We start from the raw sequence: 22,260 nt of genomic DNA, 5'->3' as shown, positions 1-22,260 counted from the left end.
TACGGCGATGTTCTCACGGCGCCGGCTCCGGCGCCACGGCGTCATGCGCGCCGGTCGGGCGCCGCGGGCTCGGGGTCGAGTCCGCAGCCGCGCAGCAGCAGCGCCACCAGGTGCTCGGTGGCCTGCGCATAGTCCCGCTGCTCCAGCTGGCTGACGCCGAGCACCGCGCATACCTGCGACTCGAAATCCGCATAGGTCTGCGTGGCCGCCCAGATCGTGAAGAACAGGTGCTGGGGGTCGACCGGCGCCATCTGGCCGCGGTCGATCCACTGCTGCACCACCGCGGCCTTGCGCGACACCAGTTCGCGCAGCACCTGCCGCAGGACCTCGCCGATCTCATGCGCGCCGTGCAGCAGTTCGTTGGCAAATACGCGCGATGCATCCGGATGACTGGCCGACAGCCGCATCTTGGCGCGGATGTATTGTTCCAGCGCCACCTGCGGCGGCAGCTCGGCGCGGATGATGTCGGTCTCCGACAGCCACAGCTGCAGCGTATGCGCCAGCACGGCGCGGTACAGCGCCTGCTTGGTGCGGAAGTAGTAATGCAGGTTGGACTTGGGCACGCCGGCGCGCACCGCGATCTCGGCCATGGTGGCGCCGGCAAAGCCCGCGCGCGCAAAGACATGCTCGGCCGCGCGCAGGATCATGGCCTGGTTCTCCTGCCGGATGCGCCCGCCCGGCGCATCGCACGCGGGCAGCGGGCGCCGCGCCGCGGCGCTGGCCTGCGTGTCCATCAGCGCGTGCCGTAGAGGCGGTCGCCGGCGTCGCCCAGCCCGGGCACGATATAGCCGTGCTCGTTGAGCGTTTCGTCGATGGCCGCGGTGACGATGCCGACCTCAGGGTGCGCCGCGCGCAGCGCGCGCAGCCCCGGCCGCGAGGCGATCAGGCACACGTACTTCATGGTGGTGACGCCGGCCTCTTTCAGGCGGTTCAGCGCGGCAATGGCCGAGTTGCCGGTGGCCAGCATCGGGTCCACCACGATCACCATGCGCTCCTGGATGTCTTCCGGCATCTTGAAGTAGTACTCGATCGGCTCCAGCGTCTCGGGGTCGCGGTACAGGCCGATATGCCCGACGCGCGCCGCCGGCAGCAGCTCCAGCATGCCGTCGATAAAGCCGTTGCCCGCGCGCAGGATCGACACCAGGCACAGCTTCTTGCCCGACAGCACCCGCGACTGCATCGGCGCGATCGGCGTGCGGATGGCGACCGTCTCCATGGCCAGGTCGCGCGTGGCTTCGTAGGTCAGCAACTGGCTGATTTCACGCACCAGCCGGCGGAAGTTGTCGGTGGTGGTGTCCTCACTGCGCACCAGGGTGACCTTGTGCTGCACCAGCGGGTGGTCGACGACCAGCACCCCGGCCAGGCCGGCAGGATCGGCATCGAGTGGTTCAACAGCGGGAACAGCGGACATGTCGTTCATGGTGACGCTCCAGATGCCAGGTTTCACACGCAATGCCTGCCGGCAAAGTCGGCCGCCTGGCGGCCGACCTTGCTCAGAACACCGTGCCGTCGCTGATGATGGCGAACGGCGGCGCGCCACCCGGGCGCCGCTTGGCGGCAATGCGGCGCCCCGCCGCCCAGGTGCCGCCTTCGAGCACGCGCGCCAGCGGGAAATTTTCTTCCTGCAAGCCAAGCGCCTGGCGCACGCCGTCGGCCACCAGGTCCAGGCCGGTCACGGTCAGCGCGCGCCATTCGACGATCACGGGCTCATCCACCGCATGCGGCACGGCGGCAAAGCCGGGGTCGCGCGGCACCATCAGCTCGAAGTCGTAGAGCAGGCCGCCGTTGCGGTATTCGGGCAGGCCCGTCAGCGCGTCCAGCCCGGTCACGGTCAGGCCGGCGTCCTCCAGCGGCTCCAGCAGCGAATAGGTCAGCCATTGCGTGAGCTTGTGGAACGGCACCAGCCCGCCCGGCGCGGCCGGATGCCGCCAGCAGTCGCCCAGCGACACGCCTTCGACAATGATCCGCCCCGGCCATACCGGCCCCAGGCCGACCAGCAGCGTGCGCAGCAGGAAGCCGGCGTCGAGGTGCCCGTTGACCGCATGCGCCTTCAGGTAGTCGTACAGGTTGCCCAGCCGTGCCGGCCGGCCGAACAGCGCCGGGGTCGCCTCCATCACCTCGCCGAGGCGGCGCAGCAGGCCGGCGCGGCCTTCCAGCCCCACCAGCGGGTTGTGCTGCGCGACCTGGAAGGCGTGGGCGATGCTGTCGGCATCGATGCGCTGCAGCCGCTCGGCGTCGGCGCGCAGCGGATCGCCCGGCGCGGCCGAGAAGCCGCCGCGCGCGAACAGGTCGAAACTGGCCACGCCCAGCCCTTCCGAGCGCGTCAGCACCAGGTCGCTGGCCGGATCGCGGTAACGCCAGTCAGGGCCGGCGCCGGCATCGAGCAATACGCTTGGAATCACCAGGTCGATGCCGATGCGGGCGCGCTCCTCGCGGTGCTCGGGCCCGCTCAGCGCGGCACGCTCGCACAGCACCTGCCACCGGTCCGCGCGCTGGTCGACGCCGGCGCTTTCAAAATGGCGCCAGCGGCTGTGGTACGGCACCTGCAGGTCAGGATAGCGCTGGCGGATGGTGCTGGCGACATAGTCGGCAATGGCATGCACGCGGTCCGGATGCCAGGTGAAAAGTTCGGACGCGCCGCTGGCCACGTTCTCGGTGACCGCCGCGCAATGCGTGCGCACCGCCTCGGCACACAGCAGCGCCGAAGCGGGATGCCCTTCCGGCACCGGGCTCAGCCAGCCGGCACCCGGCCGCATCTCGTTACCTGTGCCCTGGCGGTCCATGCCGGGCTTGCCATCCTCGGGAAACATCGTCATTCGTTCAACCCCCTGCCCTTTGCCAGGGCCAGTTCGTTCGCATCCGGCGGCGTGTAGTGCGTAAAGTAGCCCGCGGCCACCTTGGCATCGATCTCGACACGGGCGTCGGCGGGAATCAGGGTCTCGGGGATGGCCACCTGCTCGACCACCTCGATGCCCTGCGCCACCAGCGCGCCATGCTTCATGTTGCTCATCGACGCCCAGCGGTCGATGCGGCGGATGCCCAGCCAGTGGAACACATCCGGCATCAGCTCCTGGAAACGCATGTCCTGCACGCCTGCCACGCATTCGGTGCGGGCAAAGTAAGTCTCGGCACGGTCGCCGCCTACCTGCCGCTTGCGGGCGTTGTAGACCAGGAACTTGGTCACCTCGCCCAGCGCGCGGCCCTCCTTGCGGTTGTAGACCACCAGCCCGACACCGCCCTGCTGCGCCATCTCGATGCACACCTCGATGCCATGTGCCAGATACGGCCGGCAGGTACAGATGTCTGACCCGAACACATCCGATCCGTTGCATTCATCGTGCACGCGGCAGGCCACGCGGGTTTCAGGCTTGCCCAGCTGGCTCACGTCGCCGAAGAAATACAGCGTCATGCCGCCGATGGGCGGCAGGAACACCTTCAGGTCCGGCCGCGTCACCAGTTCCGGGAACATGCCGCCGGTCTGCTCGAACAGGCTGCGGCGCAGCACGCTTTCCTTGATGCCGAAACGGGCCGCCAGCCCGGGCAGATACCAGACCGGATCGACCGCAGCCTTGGTCACGCGCACATCGCCATTGGCATGGAGGATGTCGCCGTCGGGCTTGAGCCGGCCGGCCGCGATGGCCGACATCAGCTCCGGCATGTTGATATGCGCGCGGGTGACGGCGATGGTCGGGCGGATATCCACGCCGGCCGCGATGCGGTCGGCAAACACGGTGGACACCAGGTGGCCCCACGGATCCAGCGAAACTATCTTCTCCGGGTCGCCCCACTGCGGATGCGGGCCGATCGCCTCCGCCGGCGCGGTATCGGTCAGGTCGGTGCGATGGTCGCGCTGCAATGCGCCCGCGGCAACCGCCAGGGCCCGGTAGATGGCGTAGGCACCTGCGTGAGTGCCGATCACATTGCGCTGCGCCGGATTCGCCAGGCTGGCGATGACCGGCCCGCGCTCGGCCGCCGTGGGGGCGCCCCAGTGGATAGGCTCGGCCGGCTTGTCGCGGCGTGCGTGCGAGGTCAGGACGATATGGTCGGACATGGCACCCTCGGTTCCCGATGGAATCCTGACCAAATGGTCAGGTTTACGATTCCATACTAGGCAACCTTTGTGCCATCGCCCAATGCCATTTACGCGAGTGTTGCTCCGATGTGTGTGGCGCCGAACGCAAGTTTGCGCGGGCGGCATGCACGCATGGCGTGCAGGCGACGTGGCATGACGGGTGCACAAGCACCAACAAGAAGCGCGCACGGCCATGCTGGCACGTCGCCGTCCGGGAGAAGCCGTACCACCGCTGCACGGCCATGCCTGCAAACGTTACACGCTTTGCCGGCTGGCGCGGTCGCGGCCGTTGCCCAGCAGCGCACGCAGCGCCGCCAACGGCCGGGCGCTTTCGATGTAGCGATAGAACAACGCGCCGGCCACATTGCTGAGCGCCCATGCGGCAACCATGCCGAGCGCGTTCAGCACCGGCTGGCCCGGCGCCAGGTTCGACACCAGCGCGTTGACCAGCAGGCAGACCGGAAAGTGAACCAGGAACACCGAATAGGAAATGCGCCCGAAGAAGCCGATCACGCGCGCCCGCGGCCAGCGCTCCAGCCAGCCGCCGCGGCGCGCCACCGCCAGCAGCAGCGCAGTCGCCAGCGCCACCGCGATGCGCAGCCGGAAATCGAAGGCCAGCGCCGCCAACGTTACCGCGCCGAGGACCAGCAGCGGCAACACCGGGCGACCGGGGTTGGACGCCCAGTAGGCCAGCGCCCCCATGCCATAGGCGCCGAAGAAGTACAGCGCCCAGATATCCCACGCGGCATCGCGGTTGAACCAGAACAGCGATGCCACCGCCACCAGCACCACAATGCCAATGCTGACCCCGGCACCCGCTGGCGCTTTCCCGCGCGCCACGGCGCGCGCGGCCCACAGCGCACCCAGCAGCAGCGCAAACAGCTGCAGGTCGATGGCCACGTACCAGACCCCGGCCGAGAGCGCGTCGACATCGAGCACGTTATGCAGCAGCGTCACGTGCGCAAGGAACTGCAGCAGGCCGGGCGGCGCGGGGATCGAATCATGCACCATCCATTGGCGCGCCAGGGCGGCCCCGGCAATGCTGAGCAGCAGCGCCGCAGCAAAGGGCACCACCAGCTTCTGGTAGCGCCGCCACAGCACCAGCAGCGGATGCTGGCTGATTTCCAGCTGGCCATGCGGCGCCAGGCTGCGCGCGGCGAGGAAACCGCTGACCACCAGAAAGACCTGCACGGCGATGCGAGCGTAGTCGTAGAGCCAGTCCACCAGCCCCGGGGCCAGCCGATACGCGGTATCGGACATCGGGCCATAGAAGGCCAGGTGATGGAGCACGATCAACTGGGAGCTGACCGCTTTCAGGGCGTCAATGCACGGCAGGCGCGACGGACGGGGGCTCATTGTTATAGGAATGTTGCGATTGGCACGGAAGGCGCGATTCTACCTGCTTGCATCCGCTCAAATGTGGCATATGCACCACTACATATAGATTCGTTACACACTGCCCCGGCTTGTTGCGAGTTTGCAGGCACATGGCTTCATGTCTTAGCCAGCAGGCATTGGCTTATGAAAATGCTGCGCAAAACAGTCAGGGGCCAACAGGAGCCGGCATAAGGAAGTGCATACACAGGCGGCAGCTCTTTCCACGAAGCAAGGCTTGTGAGTCAGGCACGTGCCTTTATGCGTCGCGGCCCAGAATATACAGCTGTCGGGTGGATACGGGGGTGTCAGGCTTGAACCACACATTCCAGGAGAGCTCTGTTGTGCGCCAGTAGCATAAGCTAGAGGCAGGATTGCCACCTGGGGTCCGCTTATGCAGCACCGCACGCTCTTCCCCCGCACCGGTCACGCCTTCCGTTGCGGCTTGGCTGAGTGCTCCCTCATCGCCCTTCTGGCCGCGGCCCTGGCGGGATGCGAGGGAGTCCCCCGGGATACCGCGGCGACACCGCCACCGCCGCGTCAGCCGATTGCGCCCAGCGACGACGTGTACCCCGCCCCGACCACGGTACGCGACACGCGACCTGCGGTGCGCACTCCGTAGGCGGCGTTTTCCTACGCGGCCGGCATCCGGCCTTTGCACCCGGATGTCATCCCCCTGTCATCCACGCCAAACAAAATGCCATCCAGGCAGGGTGCAGGCGCCCGTCCGCCAGCCGCCTTCTGCGGCAGTGCAGCGACGGAATGTCTTGACGCCCCGTTTTTTCCACCTTCAATGAAAACGTTTTCATCCGGAGCTCTAAGCGTGAATCGCAAAGATCCAGCGGGGGGCAGGCCCGACACGACAGGTGGCGCCACCCTGATCGACGTGGCGCAAGCCGCGCGGGTGTCGCTCGCCACCGCATCGCGCGTGTTCAGCAGCCCGCACCTGGTGCGCGACAGCACGGCGCAGCGCGTGCGCGAGGCGGCGCGCCGGCTCAGCTTTCGCCCCAACCTGCTCGGCAGCAAGCTGCGCGCCCAGCAGACCCGCATGATCGGTGTGATGGTGCCAACGCTGGAAAACGCGGTGTTCGCCGAATGCTGGCACGGCATCGAGGAAGCGGCGCTGGCGGGCGGCTATTCGCTGATGCTGGTCACCAGCGGCTACGATCCGGCTCGCGAATGCGAGCGTGTGGAGTACCTGTTGCGCCATCGCGTGGACGGCATGGTGCTGACCGTGGCCGACGCGGCGCACAGCACGGTGCTGGATCAACTCGACGGCGAGGGCGTGCCATACGTGCTGGCGTACAACCAGGCCGGACCGCGCAGCCGGCGTCATTCGGTATCGGTGGACAACCGGCGCAGCGCCTGCGCCGGCGTGGAGGCCCTGATTGCCGCCGGGCACCGCCGCATCGCCGTGGTATCGGGCGCCTTCGTCGCCTCGGACCGCGCGCGCCAGCGCTTTGCCGGCTATCAGGACGCCATGCGCGCGCACGGGCTAAGGCCCGCCGCGCCAGTCTGCCTGCCATCGCACACCGCCAGCAATGCCGAACAGATCCGCGCGCTGGTCCGGGCAAACGATGCGCCCACCGCCTTTTTCTGCACCAATGACCTGCTGGCCATCGGCGTGATCTCCGACCTCAGGCGCCTCGGCCTGAGCGTGCCGCGCGACATCTCCGTACTGGGCTATGACGGTATCGCGCTGGGCAGCGTGGTCGAACCGCCGCTGGCCACCGTCGTGCAACCCAATTCGGAGATCGGCGCCAGCGCCGTCGGCCGGCTGCTTGCCTGGCTGCACGATGGCGGACGAGCCTCGGCGGCGCCGCCGCGCGTCACGCTGCTGCCGCACGCACTGCGCGTCAACGGCACCGTGGCCGCTCCGCCATCAATGTAACCGCGCGTAACCGCGTGCGCATGTTGCATCCCCCACCCCTGTCCTCAACCAAGGAGCCTCTCATGCAACCTATTCCTTCCTGGCGCCGCCCGCTGCGCTGGATTGCCCTGGCGCTAAGCGCCGCCGCGTTCAGCCAGGGCGTGGCCGCCCAGACCGCGATCTGCTACAACTGCCCGCCCGAATGGGCCGACTGGGCGGCACAGATCCGCGCCATCAAGGAAAAGACCGGCGTTGCCGTGCCGCTGGACAACAAGAACTCCGGCCAGTCGCTGGCGCAGCTGGTCGCCGAGAAGGCCAGCCCGGTGGCCGATGTGGTCTACTACGGCGTGACCTTCGGCATCCAGGCCAAGAAGGACGGCGTCACCGCCGCCTACAAGCCCGCCCACTGGAACGACATTCCCGACGGCCTGAAGGACCCGCAGGGCAACTGGTTCGCCATCCATTCCGGCACGCTGGGCTTCATGGTCAATGTCGACGCGCTGCGCGGCAAGCCGGTGCCGCAGTCATGGGCCGACCTGCTCAAGCCCGAGTACAAGGGCCTGGTCGGCTATCTCGACCCCGCCAGCGCCTTCGTCGGCTACGTGGGCGCAGTGGCCGTCAACCAGGCCATGGGCGGCACGCTCGACAACTTCGGCCCGGCCTTCAAGTATTTCAAGGACCTGCAGAAGAACCAGCCGATCGTGCCCAAGCAGACCGCATATGCGCGCGTGCTGTCCGGTGAAATCCCTATCCTGCTCGATTACGACTTCAACGCCTATCGCGCCCGCTACAAGGACCACGCCAACGTTGCCTTCGTGATCCCCAAAGAGGGCTCGGTGGTGGTTCCCTACGTGATGAGCCTGGTCAACAAGGCCCCGCATGAGGCCGAAGGCCGCAAGGTGCTCGACTACGTGCTGTCCGACGCCGGCCAGGCGCTGTGGGCCAACGCCTACCTGCGCCCGGTGCGCGCCGGCGTGGTGCCTAAGGAAGTACAGGCGCGTTTCCTGCCGGCCACCGAATACGCACGGGCCAAGGCGGTGGACTTCGGCAAGATGGCCGACGTGCAAAAGGCGTTCAGCGAGCAGTATCTGAAGGAGGTGCGCTGACAGGTGCGCTGAAAGGTGCGCTGACAAGCGCGCTGACGACTGGCGATGGTGTCTCCCGTCTGATGGCTGTCTTCCCGCAAGCGGGGGGACAGCCGGGCGGCTCACCCAAGCCATCGCCCACCGCCCATCACCCCGTCACTGCCATGACAAACCGATCCCCCTCCCTCTTCCTGTTTGCCTTGCCGGCACTGGTGGTCTTCCTGGCCTTCTTCTGCCTGCCGATGGCGCGGCTCGTGGCGGTCAGCATCAACGGCGAGCAAGGCGCGGGCGTGTACTGGACCGTGGTCTCCAGTCCGCGCTACCTGCACAGCCTGATGGTCACCGTGCTGCTGTCGGCAGCCGTGACACTGGTCACGCTGGTGATTGCCGGCATTGCCGGCACCTTCCTGCAGCGCAACGCGGTGCCTGGCAAGTCCGTGCTGGTGGCCATGCTGACCTTTCCGCTGGCGTTTCCCGGCGTGGTGATCGGCTTCATGGTCATCATGCTCGGCGGCCGCAACGGCCTGCTGGCCATGGTCGGCGACAAGCTCGCCGGCGAGCGCTGGACCTTTGCCTACGGCCTGGCCGGGCTGTTCGTCGGCTACCTGTACTTTTCGATCCCGCGCGTGATCCTGACCGTGATGGCGGCAGTGGAGAAGCTCGACGCCTCGCTGGAAGAAGCTGCCCGCTCGCTGGGCGCCGGGCCCTGGCGCGTGGTGCGCGACGTGATGCTGCCCGCGATGATGCCGGCCATGATCTCCAGCGGCGCGATCTGCTTTGCCACCAGCATGGGCGCGTTCGGTACCGCCTTCACGCTGGCCACGCAACTCGACGTGCTGCCGCTCACCATCTACAACGAGTTCACCAACTACGCCAACTTCGGCATGGCCGCTGCGCTGTCCATCCTGTTGGGCACCGTCACCTGGGCCTTGCTGGCGCTCGCGCGCTGGTTTTCCGGCGACGCCGTGGCCGCGACCGCCTAGGAGCCATCCCATGACCCCAACCCATCGCCGCCCCGGCTACTGGCTGCAACTGGCGCTCACACTGGCGGTCTGCGCCTTCATGACCGTGCCGGTCGTGCTCTCCGTGCTGGCTGGCCTGACCAACAATGTCTTCATCGGCCTGGAAAGCGGCCTGACCACGCGCTGGCTCGCGGAAGTCTGGTCGCTCTATCGCAATACCATCTTCCTGTCGCTGCTGATCGCGCTGGCCTGCCTTGCCTGCACGCTGGTGCTGGGCGTGCCGGCCGCGTACTACATGGCGCTGCGGCGCAACCGCATCACCCGGCTGATCGAGGAACTGCTGATGCTGCCGGTGGCCGTTCCGGGCCTCGCGACCGCGCTTGGCCTGATCCTGCTCTACGGCACCTGGCAGGCGCTGCGCACGAGCTGGCTGTTTATCCTGATCGGCCATGTGCTGTTCACCCTGCCCTTTATGGTGCGTTCGGTGCTGGCCATCCTTTCCGCCATCGATATCCGCACGCTGGAGGACGCAGCGGCCAGCCTTGGCGCGAGCCGCCTGCAGCGCTTCTTTACCGTGGTGCTGCCCAATTGCCGCCAGGGCATCCTGGCCGGCGCGCTCATGGTGGTCACGCTGTCGGTGGGCGAATTCAACCTCACCTGGATGCTGCACACGCCCACCACGCAGACGTTGCCGGTGGGCCTGGCCGACAGCTATGCCTCGATGCGGCTGGAGATCGGCTCGGCCTACACCATCGTCTTCTTCGTCATGATCATTCCGCTGCTGGTGCTGATGCAAGCGCTCAGCGCGCTGGGCGCGCGTTCCCGCAAGTATGTTCCCGAAGCGGTGCCCGCCCCTGCTGTTGCCGCCACGCCGGCCAACCCTCATACCGAGACCCGTCATGCATGAACCCACCACCATCAGGCTGCGCGATTGCGGCAAGACGTTTGCCGACGGCACGCTGGCGCTGCAGCCGCTGGATCTCGACATAGGCGCCGCGGAAACCGTGGTACTGCTAGGCCCGTCCGGCTGCGGCAAGACCACCACGCTGCGCATCATCGCCGGGCTGGAGTATCCCGATGCAGGCGGCGAAGTCTGGTTCGGCGATACCTGCGTGACCGCGCTGCCGATCGAGCAGCGCGGCGTGGGCATGGTGTTCCAGAGCTACGCGCTGTTCCCCAATATGACCGTCTCCGAGAACATCGGCTACGGGCTGCGCGTGCGGCGCGTGGACGCCGCCACGCGCCGCACGCGGGTTGCCGACATGCTCGCGATGATGCATCTCGAACCCTTCGCCGACCGCCGCGTGGACCAGCTCTCGGGCGGCCAGCGCCAGCGCGTGGCGCTCGCACGCGCCATTGCCGTGCAGCCGCGCGTGCTACTGCTGGACGAGCCGCTGACCGCGCTCGACGCCAAGCTGCGCGACGCCCTGCGCGCCGACATCAACCAGTTGCTGCGCAACCTGGGCATCACCGCCGTCTATGTCACGCATGACCAGGCCGAGGCCATGGCGCTGGGCGACCGCATCATCGTTATGGACAAGGGCCGCATCGCCCAGACGGGCACGCCGCAGGATATCTACCGCGCGCCGGCCAATGCCTTCGTGGCGGATTTCATCGGCACCATGAACCGCCTGTCCGCCGCTGCCGAGAACGGCGCCTGGCGCGTGCCTGGCGGCGTCGTGCCCCGGACGCACGAATCCGCGCCGGCGCAGCGCGCCGACCTGATGTTCCGCCCCGAAGACGTGGCGCTGGTGCACACGGACGACGCCCATCTGCACGGTAGCGTGGTCACGGCCCTGTTCCTGGGCAACTGCACCCGCCTGCTGGTGGAAGTCGGCGCCGCCGCGCCGCTCATCGTCGACACCACGCGCCGCGACAACTGGCACGCCGGAGACCGCGTCGGCCTGCGCATCGACACCGGCCACCTCATCACACTTCCCGAAGCCCTGGCAGCATGAACACCGCCCCCTACCTGGTCGCCCACATCACCGACCTCCACATCAAGGCCGGCGGCAAGCTGTCGTACCGGCTGGTTGACACCGCCGGTGCACTACACCGCTGCATCGACACCCTGCTGGCAGCCCCGCAACAGCCCGACGCAGTGATTGTCACCGGCGACCTGGTCGACTTCGGCGCCGAAAGCGAATACCAGTTCCTGCGCCAGATCCTGCAGCGGCTATCCATGCCCGTGCGGTTGCTGCCGGGGAATCACGACAGCCGCGGCGCGCTACGCCGCGTCTTTGCCGATCACGACTATCTGTTCGCCACCGGCAGCGGCGAAGACCCGGTGCACTACAGCATCGACTCGGGACCGCTGCGGCTGGTGGCCTTCGACTGCACCGTGCCGGGCCAGCCCGGCGGGCGCGTCGATCCCGGCGCGCTGCCATGGCTGGAAGCCGCACTGTCTGCCGACCCGGCCCGCCCCACCCTGCTGTTGCTGCACCATCCGCCGTTCTTTACCGGCATCGGCCACATGGACGAGCAGGGCCTGGCCAACGCCGACGCGCTCGAAGCCATCGTGCGCCGCCACCCGCAAGTGGAACGCGTGCTGTGCGGCCATCTGCATCGGCACATCACGCGCCGCTTCGGTGGCACGGTCGCGATCACCGCGCCCGGGCCGGCGCACCAGGTGGCGCTGGACCTGGACCCGCAGGCGCCCTCGTGCTTTCGCATGGAGCCGCCCGGCTACCTGCTGCACTGGTGGCATCCGGCACACGGACTCGTGACGCATGCGGCAGCGATCGGGGATTATGGGGCAGCGCATCCGTTCTTTGACGCGCAGGGCAAGCTGATCGACTAGCGGTGACGCTCTGGCAAGTTGTTCGTAAGCGCCAGGTGATGGCCTTGCAAGAGTACGAATGGCGAAGCCATGCCTCGCAACCGCTTGCGTCATGTCCCAGCTTGCAGGTGGGGTCATCCGCGATGATTCCACCGCGGAGACTCCTCACCGAGGTGGTTTGCTGCTTTGCAGATCCGCTATTGCCAAACGGAGAATCAACGACGCATGATCGCCACGATCGAATCGACGCGGGTTCTGTCACAGGCCATTGCGATTGCAATGCGATTTGACTACACCCCTGTCGATCGGGACTCGGTTGCCTGACCGCAGGGTTGCGTCATATCGGGGCATGCCCAAGTCATGGCGCATATTCCCGCGCCTGGACAACGGAGCAGGCCCAGACCAACCGCCCCGTTGCCCTGCCCTGCTCAGGACAAGCATTCCCCGCTGTCGCGCGCATCGCTGCGCGCGCCGTCGGTGAAGCCATCGCGCGAGCTGATGCGGGCGCCATCGGTGTAAGGGTCAGGCTTGCGCATGCCGTCCAGGTACGGATCAAAGCCACGGACCGCGCACACGGACCTGCCCTGATACGCGACCACGGGCAGCATGGTGGCCTCGGTGGGCGGACTGTGCGCGCCATCGGTAAAGGCGTCGCGCTGGTCGCTGTGTCCCGGCGCGGCGACGATCAGCCCATCGGCATAGGCACCGGCGTGGGCGGTCTGGCTGAGCCCGGCGGCAAGTGCGGCAGCGGCAAGCAGGGTCTTGGCAAGAGTCTTATGCATTGCTATCTCCAACAGGGGTGTCGGCGGCGTTGCCGCGACGGCACTCCTCGTGCAGGCGACCAGCTACGGAACGGTACAGGCCGCACGGGATCGCCTCTGCCGTGCAAGCCGTTGCCTGGCGTGTACCGGCTGCCATCCGTGGCAGCGGTGTCGCGCCGGGCTTCTGGATAAGGGGTACCTGCGCCCCATGTCGAAAGCGTGGTGCGTCAGGCGGGCCTGATGTTCTGATTCACGCGGAACAGGTTGGCCGGGTCGTATTTGCGCTTGATCTCCGCCAGCCGCGCATAGTTGTCGCGATAGGACGCCTTCACGTTGTCATTGCCCTCGTCCATCATCATGTTGATGTAGCCGCCGCCAGCAGAGTGCGGATGCAGGGCCAGCCAGTAGTCCTTCGCCCACTGCACGATGCGATCGTTGTTGGCCGGGTCGGGATCCACGCCGACAATCACGCTGGCAAAGTTGGCATCGCGGTAGCTGAAGGCCGTGTCGTCGCAGCCGGCGCGATGCGCTGCACCATTGATCGGATACAGGTGCATGGTCGAGTGCATCGACGGCAACTGCTGCCCGTACTTGATGTGCAGATCGATGGCCTTGTCGCTCAGGTCGCTGACGAAGTCCGCTTTCCAGTACCACTGCAAGCCCGCCGGATACAGTCCGTCGAACAGGCTCTGCAGGACAGGCCAGGGGACTGGTCCGGCAAAGTCCACCGCTGGCGGCATGGCCTCGCGAATCGGACGGAAGTGCGTTTCGGCCTGATCGATCGGGCCGGTGTAGCACCACACCACTGCGCACATCTTCTGCAGGTGAACTTCCTCCGGGAAGGGCGCTGCGGGAGGCACCGTGACGAAACCGAACCAGCCATTGATGTGCTGCGGCGCGCTCAGGATGAAGTCGCGCCACCATTTCATCAGCTCGCGGGCCTGCTCCATCGGCCACAGCATCGGGCCGCCATAGACCGTGGCTACGGGATGAGCCTTGAACTCGAACGACGTCACCACGCCGAAGTTGCCACCGCCGCCGCGCAACGCCCAGAACAGGTCCGCGTTTTCGTCCTCGCTTGCTGTGACGATGCGCCCGTCGGCCAGAACGACCTCGGCGCTGAGCAGATTGTCGATCGTCAGGCCGTAGGCGCGGCTGAGGTAGCCGATGCCGCCGCCGAGCGTCAGTCCGCCCACGCCGGTGGTCGAGATGAAGCCACTCGGCGTCGCCAGCCCGTAGGCACTGGCGGCGTGATCCACATCGCCCCAGGTGCAGCCACCGCCAACCCGCAGTGTCTTGCTTCCGGCATTGACAAACACGCCCTTCATGGGCGACAGGTCGATCACCAGTCCACCATCGCATGTGCCGAGCCCGGCGCCATTGTGCGCGCCGCCACGCACGGCCAGCAGCATCCCGCCGTCGCGCGCGGCGTTCACCGCCGCGATGACGTCCGCAACATCGACGCAGCGCGCGATGATCGCAGGTCGCTTGTCGATCATTCCGTTGTAGACGGCACGCGCCTGGTCGTAAGCCGCGTCGCCCGGCTGAATCAGTTGTCCCCGAAAATGCGCCTTGAGTGCGGTTGCGACGGGTTCGCTCAATGAAGCTTCCATGGTTGCCTCCTGTCCGGTTGGTATGCAGGAGTTTTAGCAACCTCGGCGTTTTGAAAGCGTTAGGTGAACCGTTACAAGGGGATTCTGCCTCCCGACCGGGGCGCGGTGGTCGAGCCGAAGCTAACGCGCGAGTAACGCCCGCGCCTTGACGATGTCGGGCTGATCGAAGCCCTCGGTGAATCGCGCAAGCGGCGCCTCGACCACCTCATGCGCATTGACGCGCCCCTGCGAGGTTCGCAGCGTTGTCAATGACAGGGTGGCACGTAGTTCAAGCGGTAGCGCGTGCTGGGCTGTGGCGATCGCGATCGCCTTGATCAGCGATGACTCGGCTTCGGCGAGGCTGGCGCTGCTGCATAGCAGCAATTCACCGCGCAGACGGTACAGCTCGGCGTCCACCCAGTGCTCGCCAGTGCGCCCGGCGCATTCGAGCGCCTGGTCCAAAGCCGCCAACGCAGCCTCGGTCTCTCCTACGTCGCCCAGGCATTCAGCCAGCATGGCCAGATACAGCGGCAGACGCAGGCGTGCGCCCGTTACGTGAAAGCCCTCGATCGACGCCTGCATCGCCACCACAGCGTCGGCGCCGGGCGCCTGTTTCGCGTTCGCCCAGGCGAGCAGTATGCCTGCCCAGGCAAGGTAGTAGCCTACGTGGTACTGTTCGGCGATCTCGTGTGCCTGGCGGGCATAGTGCAGCGTGAGACCGTGCTCATGTCGCAGCGCATGCTGCGTCGCGAGATATGACAGCGCGAGCGCCTGGGAGAACGGGTGTGCTACCCGGTTTGCCACCTCCAGCGCTTCGCGTCCACGCTGAAGGGCCTGATCGGCAAGCCCCCTGAACCACAATGCGTGCGCCGACCACGCGGCGGCCAGCACGCCGAAGTTACCGCCCATCAGGGACGCATGCTCGGCGTGCTGGGCCTCGTCATAAGCGCGGTGCGCGCGTTGATACGCGGGCTCGGCAGCCATCCAGTCGCCTTGCTGGACCAGACTACCCATGACGCTGGTCCATGCCATCACCGAGTAAGTACCGGAGCCCAGCGGCCCCAATCCCGCAATCAGTTCCTCGCTCAGGCTACGTGCCTGTGCAAGCTCCGCCCTCACTACCAGGAAAAATGAAAGGCTGACCTGGGCGCGTGCTTGCTGACTGGCGTCACCCGCCAGCCGGCTCAGTTCCACCGCGCGTCGCAGCGGCGCCTCCAGTTCGGGTGCCGCCCAGCCTCGGGCGATGCGAATCGGTGGCGCAAGGTCGAGTTGCAGGGCCAGCGATTGACTGGCGCGCTCCTGCGGATCGGCAATCCGGTCCGCTTGCACCAGCCCGCGCGTCAGCAATGCAATGGCATCGTCATAGGCATACACACTCTGCGCAACAACGGCCGCGCGCCGATAGAACGCCGCCGCCTGGGCTGGCAGGCCCGCCCGCTCATAGTGCGAGGCGATCTGCGCGCTTGCCGCGTCGGGCGCATCGCCTGACGCCTGCTCGAGCGCTCGCGCCACGCGCAAATGCAGGCGGCGGCGCTGTAGCGGACTCACGTCGGCGTATGCCACGTCGCGGATCTTGTCATGGCTGAAGTCAAAGGCCAGGCCGCCAGCGTCGGTCTGGCGCACGATGCGCCGCTGCCACAGCTCGTCCAGTGCGCCTGCCAGGGCATCCTCGCCGAGGTCGCTTGCCTGGGCGAGGATGTCGGTCGTGAACGCCCGTCCAATGATTGCAGCAACCCCGACGATTTCGCGGGCGCCCGGAGGAAGCTGTGCCAGCCGGTTCGAGATGATGGAGTAAACCTTGGGCGGCAACTTCGACGCCATGCCGCCCTGTGCGTCCCCGACCGGCATGGTGTCGGAGCGGGCCCGCATCATTTCGACGGCAAACAGCGGGTTACCCTCGCTCTCTTCGAACAGCCGGGTTGCCTCCGTGTCGGCCAGCGGCCGGTCCAGGATCTGGGCCGCTATCTTTGCCGTTTCCGCGGCGTCGAGTGTCCCCAATGAGATCTCGATGAACTGGTCGTCGCGGCGTAGTGCGTCCAGCAGCCGGTTCGCCGCGTGCAGCGGCATGATTTCCTCGGGGCGCGCCGTTGCGACCACCATCAGCCTTGCCGCCACGTCGAAACGCATCAGGAAGCGCAGCCATTCGAGCGTCTCGCCGTCGCACCATTGCAGGTCGTCGAGCAGCAACAGAAGCGGCCCGCCTTGTGCAAGCACCGCTCGCGCAAGCGCCTCGAAGAACCGTTGGCGTTGCCAGTATTCGGTAAGAGGCGACGGCGGCGACAGTCCGGATTGCTGCGTGAGAAGTTCGGGCAACAGGCGCGTGACCTCGGTCAGCCACAGTCTGTCGAGCTTGCCGATCGCACCACTCAGGCCAGGGCTGCGCAGCCAGCCGGTCACCGGCGCAAACGCAAGCTGTCCCTCGGCCGCATAGGCGCGCGAATGCGCCACGGTGATGCCTTGCTCGGCCAGATGGACCAGCAGTTCCTCCGCCAGGCGCGATTTGCCGATGCCGGCTTCGCCCAGGATCAGGACAAACTGCTTGTCGCCCAGCTGGGTACGCTGCCAGACTTCAAGCAGCCGGCGCCATTCGCCATGCCGGCCAATCATTGGCAGCATCGCATCCCGCCGCGGGCGTTGGCGCTGCATTGACGCAGCCTGCGCAGCCAACCGCGCATAGGCCTCGCGCATGGGGTCGCCGGGCAGGACGCCCAATTCGCGAGCGAGCGTTTCCACACAGCTACGATAGGCGCGCATGGCCGATGCGTGATCGTGGTTCAGCGCGTGCAGGCGCATCAGCGCCAGGCAGGTGGGTTCGCGGCAGGGGTCGAGCCGCTGCAACTGCTGTGTGTACTTCAACGCCTTTGCATAGTCGCGCCGGTCCTCACTCAGTTGACCGAGGCGCGCGAGCGCCGCGATGCACTGTTCGCGCAACTTTTCGCGCTCGGGGTGGATCCACTCGTCATAGCAGTTGGCCAGCAGGTCACCGCGATAGAGATCCGCGGCATGCGTCAGCAGTTCTTCTTCAGCGCCTGCGTCGCCGTGCCTCGAGGCCCTGGCCGCAGCCGCAAGCGCGGACTGGAACTGCGCTACATCGAGGTCAAGCGGCGAATCGGGCAGCCATCGCACCGTTTGCGCATCGGCATGGACAAACTGATCTGCCTCCGGCCAGGTCTTGCGCAGCTGAAACAGCAGTTGACGCAGGGCATTGCGCGCCTGCGCCTGCGAGGAATCAGGCCAGAACAGTACGGCGAGCTGCTGCCGCGTCTGCGGTGCGTCGCGATGCAGGACAAGGCAGGCGAGCAGCGCCTGCAAGCGGGGGGAGTTTGCGTTAAACAGGGGCGCGCCAGCGCCGTCGAGCTGGAACTCGCCAAACAAACGGACGGAGGAGCGGGCCTGCGAAGTCATGCTGGAGCGCAATGCGGCACAAAGCGATGGGGAGCTCCTGTAGGCAGCGTGCGGTGCGCGCTGCGCTAGCGCTCGTGCGGGAACTCTCCAACACCCAAGCCCGCGCGAGCGCCTTCCGTGACTATACTCGCGTTGGCGCGTCCCATCCGGCCAACGTCGACGAGCAGTCACTCCCTTTCCCGCAAGGTCCTAGCCGAAGACCTCGGATGCGTCCGTCATCAGTCTAAGCCCATGGGCTCGGATTCGCTCCTGGGCACGCCGGGCAAAGACTGATGCATCCAGGTTTGACCCGAGCTTCCGTACGCCGTGGGAGACTCGCCGAAAAATGAAATCAACTTCGTTTTCGGTGAAGTCGCCGTAGGCAAGGTATGCCCTCAGCATCTGGTTAAGGTAGGCATCACACTCACTTCGCTGCAATACTAGTGCGCTTGCCAGCAGAGACCGCGAGTGCCACCGCAGCCACCGGCGTCTCCAGTGCTTGTAGTCGTCCTTTACCAATTGACCCCTCCATTGCCCGGCGGCACCTTTCTTTACGCTGCCCGCAATCACCAACGAGTAGGGAGCACGCGGCGCGCTGTTTGAAAATCATCATAGCGTGACGGAAATAGCAGGGCAATCGGCTTTCCTCTGGAGAAGGTCCCACCAAAGAGGGGGTATGGCGAGAATCTTGCGATTGAGGGAAATCGTGTGGATCGCCGAGCGAAGCGGCGGGCGGGCACTCCGACCGGCCGCTCCCAATTGCCCGGGCCGGGCCTCAAGTCAAAGATTGAGGCGCTGGAAATACCCGGTCAGTTCGAGGTAGCCCCGTCCGACCACCTTGCCTCCCCGCAACGCCGTCACCGCGCCCTCCCAATAGACCGCGCCGGTACTCGCGCGGCTATCGAGTTCCTGATCATCCATCAGCGGTAGCAGTTCGAGCGTGAGACCGCCTGCGTTCAACCGCATGGCAACCGGATAGCTCGTGCCGGTACGAGGCGAGCGCCAACGGCGTGCCGGCATGAAGTTGACCTCGTCGGGAGCCAGTACCTGGACGCGACCGTCGCTGCCGCGCAGCGTGCCGCCTCCCCAGAACTTGCGCCCCGGCTTGTCCCGGATCTGGAAGGCCATCAACGCGCTGCCGTCATCCAGGTTGAGGCCGAGCCAGTCCCAGCCGACGGCCTCGTCGGCCAGCAAGGTCGACGACCATTCGTGATCCAGCCAGGCGGTGCCGTGCACGGTTTCCTGCAGGCTGCGCCGCTCCAGGGTGCCGCTCACCTTGAGCCCCGGCTGGCTGTAGTAATAGCTCGCCTGGGCCGCCAGCGGTCCCTTGCGGCTGTATCCCCGTTCGCCCTGTAGCAGCAACCGTTGGGTTGGTTCCATTGTCAGATCGAGCGTGAAATCCCGCGCGGGAAATCTGGCTCGGTAGTGCCCCGTCGCCTCTCGGCGCAGCGACCAGTTGTCGATGTACACATCGGTATCGGCAGTATCGGCAAGCGCAAGGCCGAAGCCGCTGCGCGCCGCGCGTTGGTCGTGCTGGAGCTTGCCGGCCACGGGATCGCTCAGTGCGACATTGGCGAACAGCAGTTGCTGCGGCGCGAAGCGGCTTGGGTTGGCCTGGTCGAACGGCGGGCGCGAACGGAAGAACGTAACCTGGAAGCCGAGCGGCGCTCCTGCCGGCGTCTGCAGCCAGCCGGTGGCATACCACCATTCGGTGCGATAGTCGGGGTGCGCGCCGTGGTCGCGCGGGAAGGCCAGGGTTCGTCCCGCGGCGACTGGCGGATAAGCGGGCGCTGCGCCCAGCGCCGCGGCCGCCACGCCGGAACCCGGCAACAACAGCAGGAATGAGCGCCTCTTCACCAATCCTCCTGAACCGCGCGCACTGCGCTACGCGACATCGCCTGCCGCCCGCTCGCCAGCGCAGCCAGCGAGGCCGCCGCCACCACCGCGCTCGCCAACTGGGCGAGGAATGCCCAGGGCAAATGCAAACTCATGGTCCAGTGGAACGACTGCGGGTTGACAACGTGAACCAGGATCAGGGCGATGATCCATCCCAGCGCAAGACCGGCTACCACGCCAAGCAGAGCGAGTAACGCGCCCTCCAGTGCCAGCATCGCGCCGATCTGCCAACGCATGAAGCCGAGATGCCGCAGCATGCCGAATTCGCGCGCACGCGCCAGGGCCTGCGCGCTGAAGCTGGCGCCAATGCCGAACAGGCCGATCACGACCGCTATGCCCTCCAGCAGGTAGGTCACGGCGAAGCTCCGGTCGAAGATTCTCAAGGTGACGGCGCGAATCTCGCCAGGCTCGGCGAAGGTAATGTGTTCACCGCCGGCGACGCGCTGGCGCAGCCTCTCCTTGACCTGCGCCGGGCCGGTGCCCTGCTCCAGCCACAGGGCAACGTCAGTGACACGCCGCTCGTCCGTGAGCCGTCGATAATCGTCCTGGCTGATCACGACCGTACCATGCTGGCGTGCGTAATCGCGCCACACGCCGCCCACCAGGAAGGCGACGGGCCGGCCCTGCAGCGGCAGCGTGATACGTTGCCCCGGGCGGAAGCCATAGAGGTCGACCATCGCCTCGCTGACCCATACCGCCGGCGGATCCCCCGGCTGCGCCGCGACGGGCGCTGCCGTCAGCGGCAACCGTGCGCCCGGATTGCGCGGATCGATCGGCCGGGCAATGACCGTGACGGGGGGGCGCTCGGGATCAAGCAGGATCTGGCTCGAACGTAGAAACTCGGCACGCGCAACGCCACGGACGCTGGCGATGGCCGCCTGGTCGTCAAGCGAGAAATACGCGCTGTCGCCGCTTGACGAAGCACGCAGATAAAGGTCGGCCGGCAGGGCATTGTGCAACCAATCGTCCACCGAGATGCGAAAGCTTGACACCATGATCGCCATCGCCGCCATCAGGCTAAAGCTGGCGACTATGCCGGCCAGCGCGATGGCCGCGCGGCCCGGTGCGCCGGCGAGCTGGGTCAGGGCAAGCTGCGGCACAGCCCGTCGCCAAGAGGGCAGCAAGCCGAACACGAGATGCGCCAGCCGTGGCATCAGCAGGATGGCGCCCACCAACAACAGGGCGATCGCCGCATAACCGAAGACCGGCAGATCCGCCACCGGCCGCAGTGGCGTCAGCACAAGCCCGGCTGCCATCGCAGCAAGCCCGGTCCACGGCGAGCGTAGCCGCTTGAGCGGTGTCTCCTCATCGCCCGCCTTGAGCGCCTGCGCCGGCCGCGCGCGTGCGGCCTCCCATGCCGGTGCGAGACTGCCGAGCACCGCCGCCGACAGGCCGAGTGTGAAGAAGATCAGCGCTGCCAGCGCGTCGAAGCGGACCTTGGGCTTTACACCTGCAAAGTAGCCGCCGCCCAAATCTCCGCCCGCGTACCCGAGCACCGTGGCGGCGAGGACGAAGCCAAGCGCCAGGCCGAGCATCGCACCGAGCGCGCCTTGCACCGCGCCTTCCGCCAGCAGCAGCCGCAGCAGACCAGCGCGCGTCACCCCAAGGGCGCGCAACAGTGCAAGCTGCGAGCGCCGCCGCAGCACCGAGACTGCCTGCATCGTGAACACCAGGAAGGCGCCAGTGAACAGCGCCACCAGGGCAAGCACGTTCAGGTTCACCCGATAGGCGCGCGACAGGTTGGAAGTCCGGCGCGCGTTGTCCTGCGGCGAACCCGCCACCACCCCTGGCGGCAGCAGCGCGGCCAGCGCTTGCGCAAAGTTGTCGGTGTCCACTCCCGGCCTGAGCTTGACGTCGATCCGCTGCAGCAGGCCAAGCCGGTCGAGGCGCCACTGCGCGGCACCGATATCCATCACGCCCAGGCGCATGCCCTCGCCCGCCGCCGGCAGCGTGCCGGCAATACGCAGCGTAAGCGCGGTCAGCCCGACTTGTACGGTGAGCGGGTCCCCGGGCTTGAGATCGAGCCAGCTCAGCGCCGCCGGCGACAGGAACACGGCGTCGGGATCGAGAACGTCGAGCTTGCCCGCGCGCTCCTCGGCGGGCCGCCCGATCAGATTGGGTGTTACAGGCGCCGCCCGGAACACATCGATGCCAAACAGCGTCAGCGCACCGGTGCGCCCCGGCACCAGCGCATTGACTTCCACCACGGGGCTGGCCGACGCCACCTCCGGCAGGCCCGCGATGCGCGGATAGAGCGATTCGTCGAAGCCCATGCGCGGCCCGCGGATCTCCAGATCGGCATTCCCCATCAAGGAGCGCACCGCCTGGGAAAACTCTGCCAACGCAGCGTGGTTGACCAGATGCACGCCATAGCCCATTGCCACACCGATGGCCACGGCAAGGATGCCGATGATGGCGCGTCCGGGATGGGCGCGCAATTCGCCCAGGAGTAGTGCAAGGCCGAGTGAGCGCGGCGTTCGCATGG

General features: G+C 66.9%; 16 protein-coding genes. 6 read left to right on the top strand and 10 right to left on the bottom strand.

Features of this window, described 5'->3' with window-relative positions; genetic code table 11:
- Positions 1–41: 41 nt before the first annotated feature.
- The 5 genes from AC3WQZ_RS00170 to AC3WQZ_RS00150 all read right to left on the bottom strand — a co-directional run bounded on the left by AC3WQZ_RS00170 (position 42) and on the right by AC3WQZ_RS00150 (position 5,428).
- The gene (locus AC3WQZ_RS00170) at positions 42–734 is read right to left on the bottom strand and encodes a TetR/AcrR family transcriptional regulator (protein ID WP_010814578.1); all 693 of its coding nucleotides are present in this window, start codon (positions 732–734) and stop codon (positions 42–44) included.
- Positions 734–1,420: a uracil phosphoribosyltransferase gene (upp, locus tag AC3WQZ_RS00165; protein WP_010814579.1), complete on the bottom strand. Its 687-nt coding sequence runs from the start codon at positions 1,418–1,420 to the stop codon at positions 734–736. The genes AC3WQZ_RS00170 and upp overlap by 1 nt, the downstream gene beginning before the upstream one ends.
- A 73-nt stretch (positions 1,421–1,493) precedes the next feature.
- Positions 1,494–2,816: a URC4/urg3 family protein gene (locus AC3WQZ_RS00160; protein ID WP_010814580.1), complete on the bottom strand. Its 1,323-nt coding sequence runs from the start codon at positions 2,814–2,816 to the stop codon at positions 1,494–1,496.
- On the bottom strand, positions 2,813–4,051 hold the full coding sequence (locus tag AC3WQZ_RS00155) for a GTP cyclohydrolase II (RefSeq protein ID WP_010814581.1): 1,239 nt from the start codon (positions 4,049–4,051) through the stop codon (positions 2,813–2,815). The genes AC3WQZ_RS00160 and AC3WQZ_RS00155 overlap by 4 nt, the downstream gene beginning before the upstream one ends.
- Positions 4,052–4,327: 276 nt before the next feature.
- Positions 4,328–5,428, bottom strand: a complete 1,101-nt coding sequence (locus AC3WQZ_RS00150) for an acyltransferase family protein (RefSeq protein WP_011617328.1) — start codon at positions 5,426–5,428, stop codon at positions 4,328–4,330.
- Between the two features lie 811 nt (positions 5,429–6,239).
- Between AC3WQZ_RS00150 and AC3WQZ_RS00145 the strand changes: the two genes are divergently transcribed.
- The 6 genes from AC3WQZ_RS00145 to AC3WQZ_RS00120 all read left to right on the top strand — a co-directional run bounded on the left by AC3WQZ_RS00145 (position 6,240) and on the right by AC3WQZ_RS00120 (position 12,163).
- Positions 6,240–7,337: a substrate-binding domain-containing protein gene (locus AC3WQZ_RS00145; RefSeq protein ID WP_081050156.1), complete on the top strand. Its 1,098-nt coding sequence runs from the start codon at positions 6,240–6,242 to the stop codon at positions 7,335–7,337.
- Positions 7,338–7,399: 62 nt separating this feature from the next.
- The gene (locus AC3WQZ_RS00140; protein WP_010814584.1) at positions 7,400–8,422 is read left to right on the top strand and encodes an ABC transporter substrate-binding protein; all 1,023 of its coding nucleotides are present in this window, start codon (positions 7,400–7,402) and stop codon (positions 8,420–8,422) included.
- A gap of 143 nt (positions 8,423–8,565) precedes the next feature.
- Positions 8,566–9,384, top strand: coding sequence for an ABC transporter permease (locus AC3WQZ_RS00135; RefSeq protein WP_037024235.1), 819 nt, complete (start codon positions 8,566–8,568; stop codon positions 9,382–9,384).
- A 10-nt stretch (positions 9,385–9,394) separates the two neighbouring features.
- On the top strand, positions 9,395–10,270 hold the full coding sequence (locus AC3WQZ_RS00130) for an ABC transporter permease (protein ID WP_058696821.1): 876 nt from the start codon (positions 9,395–9,397) through the stop codon (positions 10,268–10,270).
- Positions 10,263–11,321: an ABC transporter ATP-binding protein gene (locus AC3WQZ_RS00125; RefSeq protein WP_010814587.1), complete on the top strand. Its 1,059-nt coding sequence runs from the start codon at positions 10,263–10,265 to the stop codon at positions 11,319–11,321. Before AC3WQZ_RS00130 ends, AC3WQZ_RS00125 begins: the two co-directional genes overlap by 8 nt.
- The gene (locus AC3WQZ_RS00120) at positions 11,318–12,163 is read left to right on the top strand and encodes a phosphodiesterase (RefSeq protein WP_010814588.1); all 846 of its coding nucleotides are present in this window, start codon (positions 11,318–11,320) and stop codon (positions 12,161–12,163) included. Before AC3WQZ_RS00125 ends, AC3WQZ_RS00120 begins: the two co-directional genes overlap by 4 nt.
- A gap of 407 nt (positions 12,164–12,570) precedes the next feature.
- Here the strand turns inward: AC3WQZ_RS00120 and AC3WQZ_RS00115 are convergent, their stop codons facing one another.
- The 5 genes from AC3WQZ_RS00115 to AC3WQZ_RS00095 all read right to left on the bottom strand — a co-directional run bounded on the left by AC3WQZ_RS00115 (position 12,571) and on the right by AC3WQZ_RS00095 (position 22,258).
- The gene (locus AC3WQZ_RS00115; protein ID WP_011617333.1) at positions 12,571–12,924 is read right to left on the bottom strand and encodes a hypothetical protein; all 354 of its coding nucleotides are present in this window, start codon (positions 12,922–12,924) and stop codon (positions 12,571–12,573) included.
- A gap of 206 nt (positions 12,925–13,130) precedes the next feature.
- Positions 13,131–14,516 (bottom strand): FAD-binding oxidoreductase, encoded by a 1,386-nt coding sequence (locus tag AC3WQZ_RS00110; RefSeq protein ID WP_010814590.1) that lies wholly within the window; start codon positions 14,514–14,516, stop codon positions 13,131–13,133.
- 120 nt (positions 14,517–14,636) lie between these two features.
- On the bottom strand, positions 14,637–17,900 hold the full coding sequence (locus AC3WQZ_RS00105; protein ID WP_492299731.1) for an AfsR/SARP family transcriptional regulator: 3,264 nt from the start codon (positions 17,898–17,900) through the stop codon (positions 14,637–14,639).
- Between the two features lie 759 nt (positions 17,901–18,659).
- The gene (locus tag AC3WQZ_RS00100) at positions 18,660–19,736 is read right to left on the bottom strand and encodes a lipocalin-like domain-containing protein (protein ID WP_010814593.1); all 1,077 of its coding nucleotides are present in this window, start codon (positions 19,734–19,736) and stop codon (positions 18,660–18,662) included.
- Complete coding sequence (locus AC3WQZ_RS00095) at positions 19,733–22,258, bottom strand: FtsX-like permease family protein (RefSeq protein WP_492299729.1); 2,526 nt, start codon at positions 22,256–22,258, stop codon at positions 19,733–19,735. The genes AC3WQZ_RS00100 and AC3WQZ_RS00095 overlap by 4 nt, the downstream gene beginning before the upstream one ends.
- Positions 22,259–22,260 lie beyond the last annotated feature (2 nt).

The organism is Cupriavidus sp. FW305-26 (genome assembly GCF_058787975.1).
This window is presented reverse-complemented; position numbering and strand designations above follow the sequence as displayed.

Excerpts from the sequence above, each read along its gene's own strand:
- AC3WQZ_RS00170 (WP_010814578.1), bottom strand. The coding sequence starts at position 734 with ATGGACACGCAGGCCAGCGCCGCGGCGCGGCGCCCGCTGCCCGCGTGC.
- upp (WP_010814579.1), bottom strand. The coding sequence starts at position 1,420 with ATGAACGACATGTCCGCTGTTCCCGCTGTTGAACCACTCGATGCCGAT.
- AC3WQZ_RS00160 (WP_010814580.1), bottom strand. The coding sequence starts at position 2,816 with ATGACGATGTTTCCCGAGGATGGCAAGCCCGGCATGGACCGCCAGGGC.
- AC3WQZ_RS00155 (WP_010814581.1), bottom strand. The coding sequence starts at position 4,051 with ATGTCCGACCATATCGTCCTGACCTCGCACGCACGCCGCGACAAGCCG.
- AC3WQZ_RS00150 (WP_011617328.1), bottom strand. The coding sequence starts at position 5,428 with ATGAGCCCCCGTCCGTCGCGCCTGCCGTGCATTGACGCCCTGAAAGCG.
- AC3WQZ_RS00145 (WP_081050156.1), top strand. The coding sequence starts at position 6,240 with ATGAAAACGTTTTCATCCGGAGCTCTAAGCGTGAATCGCAAAGATCCA.
- AC3WQZ_RS00140 (WP_010814584.1), top strand. The coding sequence starts at position 7,400 with ATGCAACCTATTCCTTCCTGGCGCCGCCCGCTGCGCTGGATTGCCCTG.
- AC3WQZ_RS00135 (WP_037024235.1), top strand. The coding sequence starts at position 8,566 with ATGACAAACCGATCCCCCTCCCTCTTCCTGTTTGCCTTGCCGGCACTG.
- AC3WQZ_RS00130 (WP_058696821.1), top strand. The coding sequence starts at position 9,395 with ATGACCCCAACCCATCGCCGCCCCGGCTACTGGCTGCAACTGGCGCTC.
- AC3WQZ_RS00125 (WP_010814587.1), top strand. The coding sequence starts at position 10,263 with ATGCATGAACCCACCACCATCAGGCTGCGCGATTGCGGCAAGACGTTT.
- AC3WQZ_RS00120 (WP_010814588.1), top strand. The coding sequence starts at position 11,318 with ATGAACACCGCCCCCTACCTGGTCGCCCACATCACCGACCTCCACATC.
- AC3WQZ_RS00115 (WP_011617333.1), bottom strand. The coding sequence starts at position 12,924 with ATGCATAAGACTCTTGCCAAGACCCTGCTTGCCGCTGCCGCACTTGCC.
- AC3WQZ_RS00110 (WP_010814590.1), bottom strand. The coding sequence starts at position 14,516 with ATGGAAGCTTCATTGAGCGAACCCGTCGCAACCGCACTCAAGGCGCAT.
- AC3WQZ_RS00105 (WP_492299731.1), bottom strand. The coding sequence starts at position 17,900 with ATGACTTCGCAGGCCCGCTCCTCCGTCCGTTTGTTTGGCGAGTTCCAG.
- AC3WQZ_RS00095 (WP_492299729.1), bottom strand. The coding sequence starts at position 22,258 with ATGCGAACGCCGCGCTCACTCGGCCTTGCACTACTCCTGGGCGAATTG.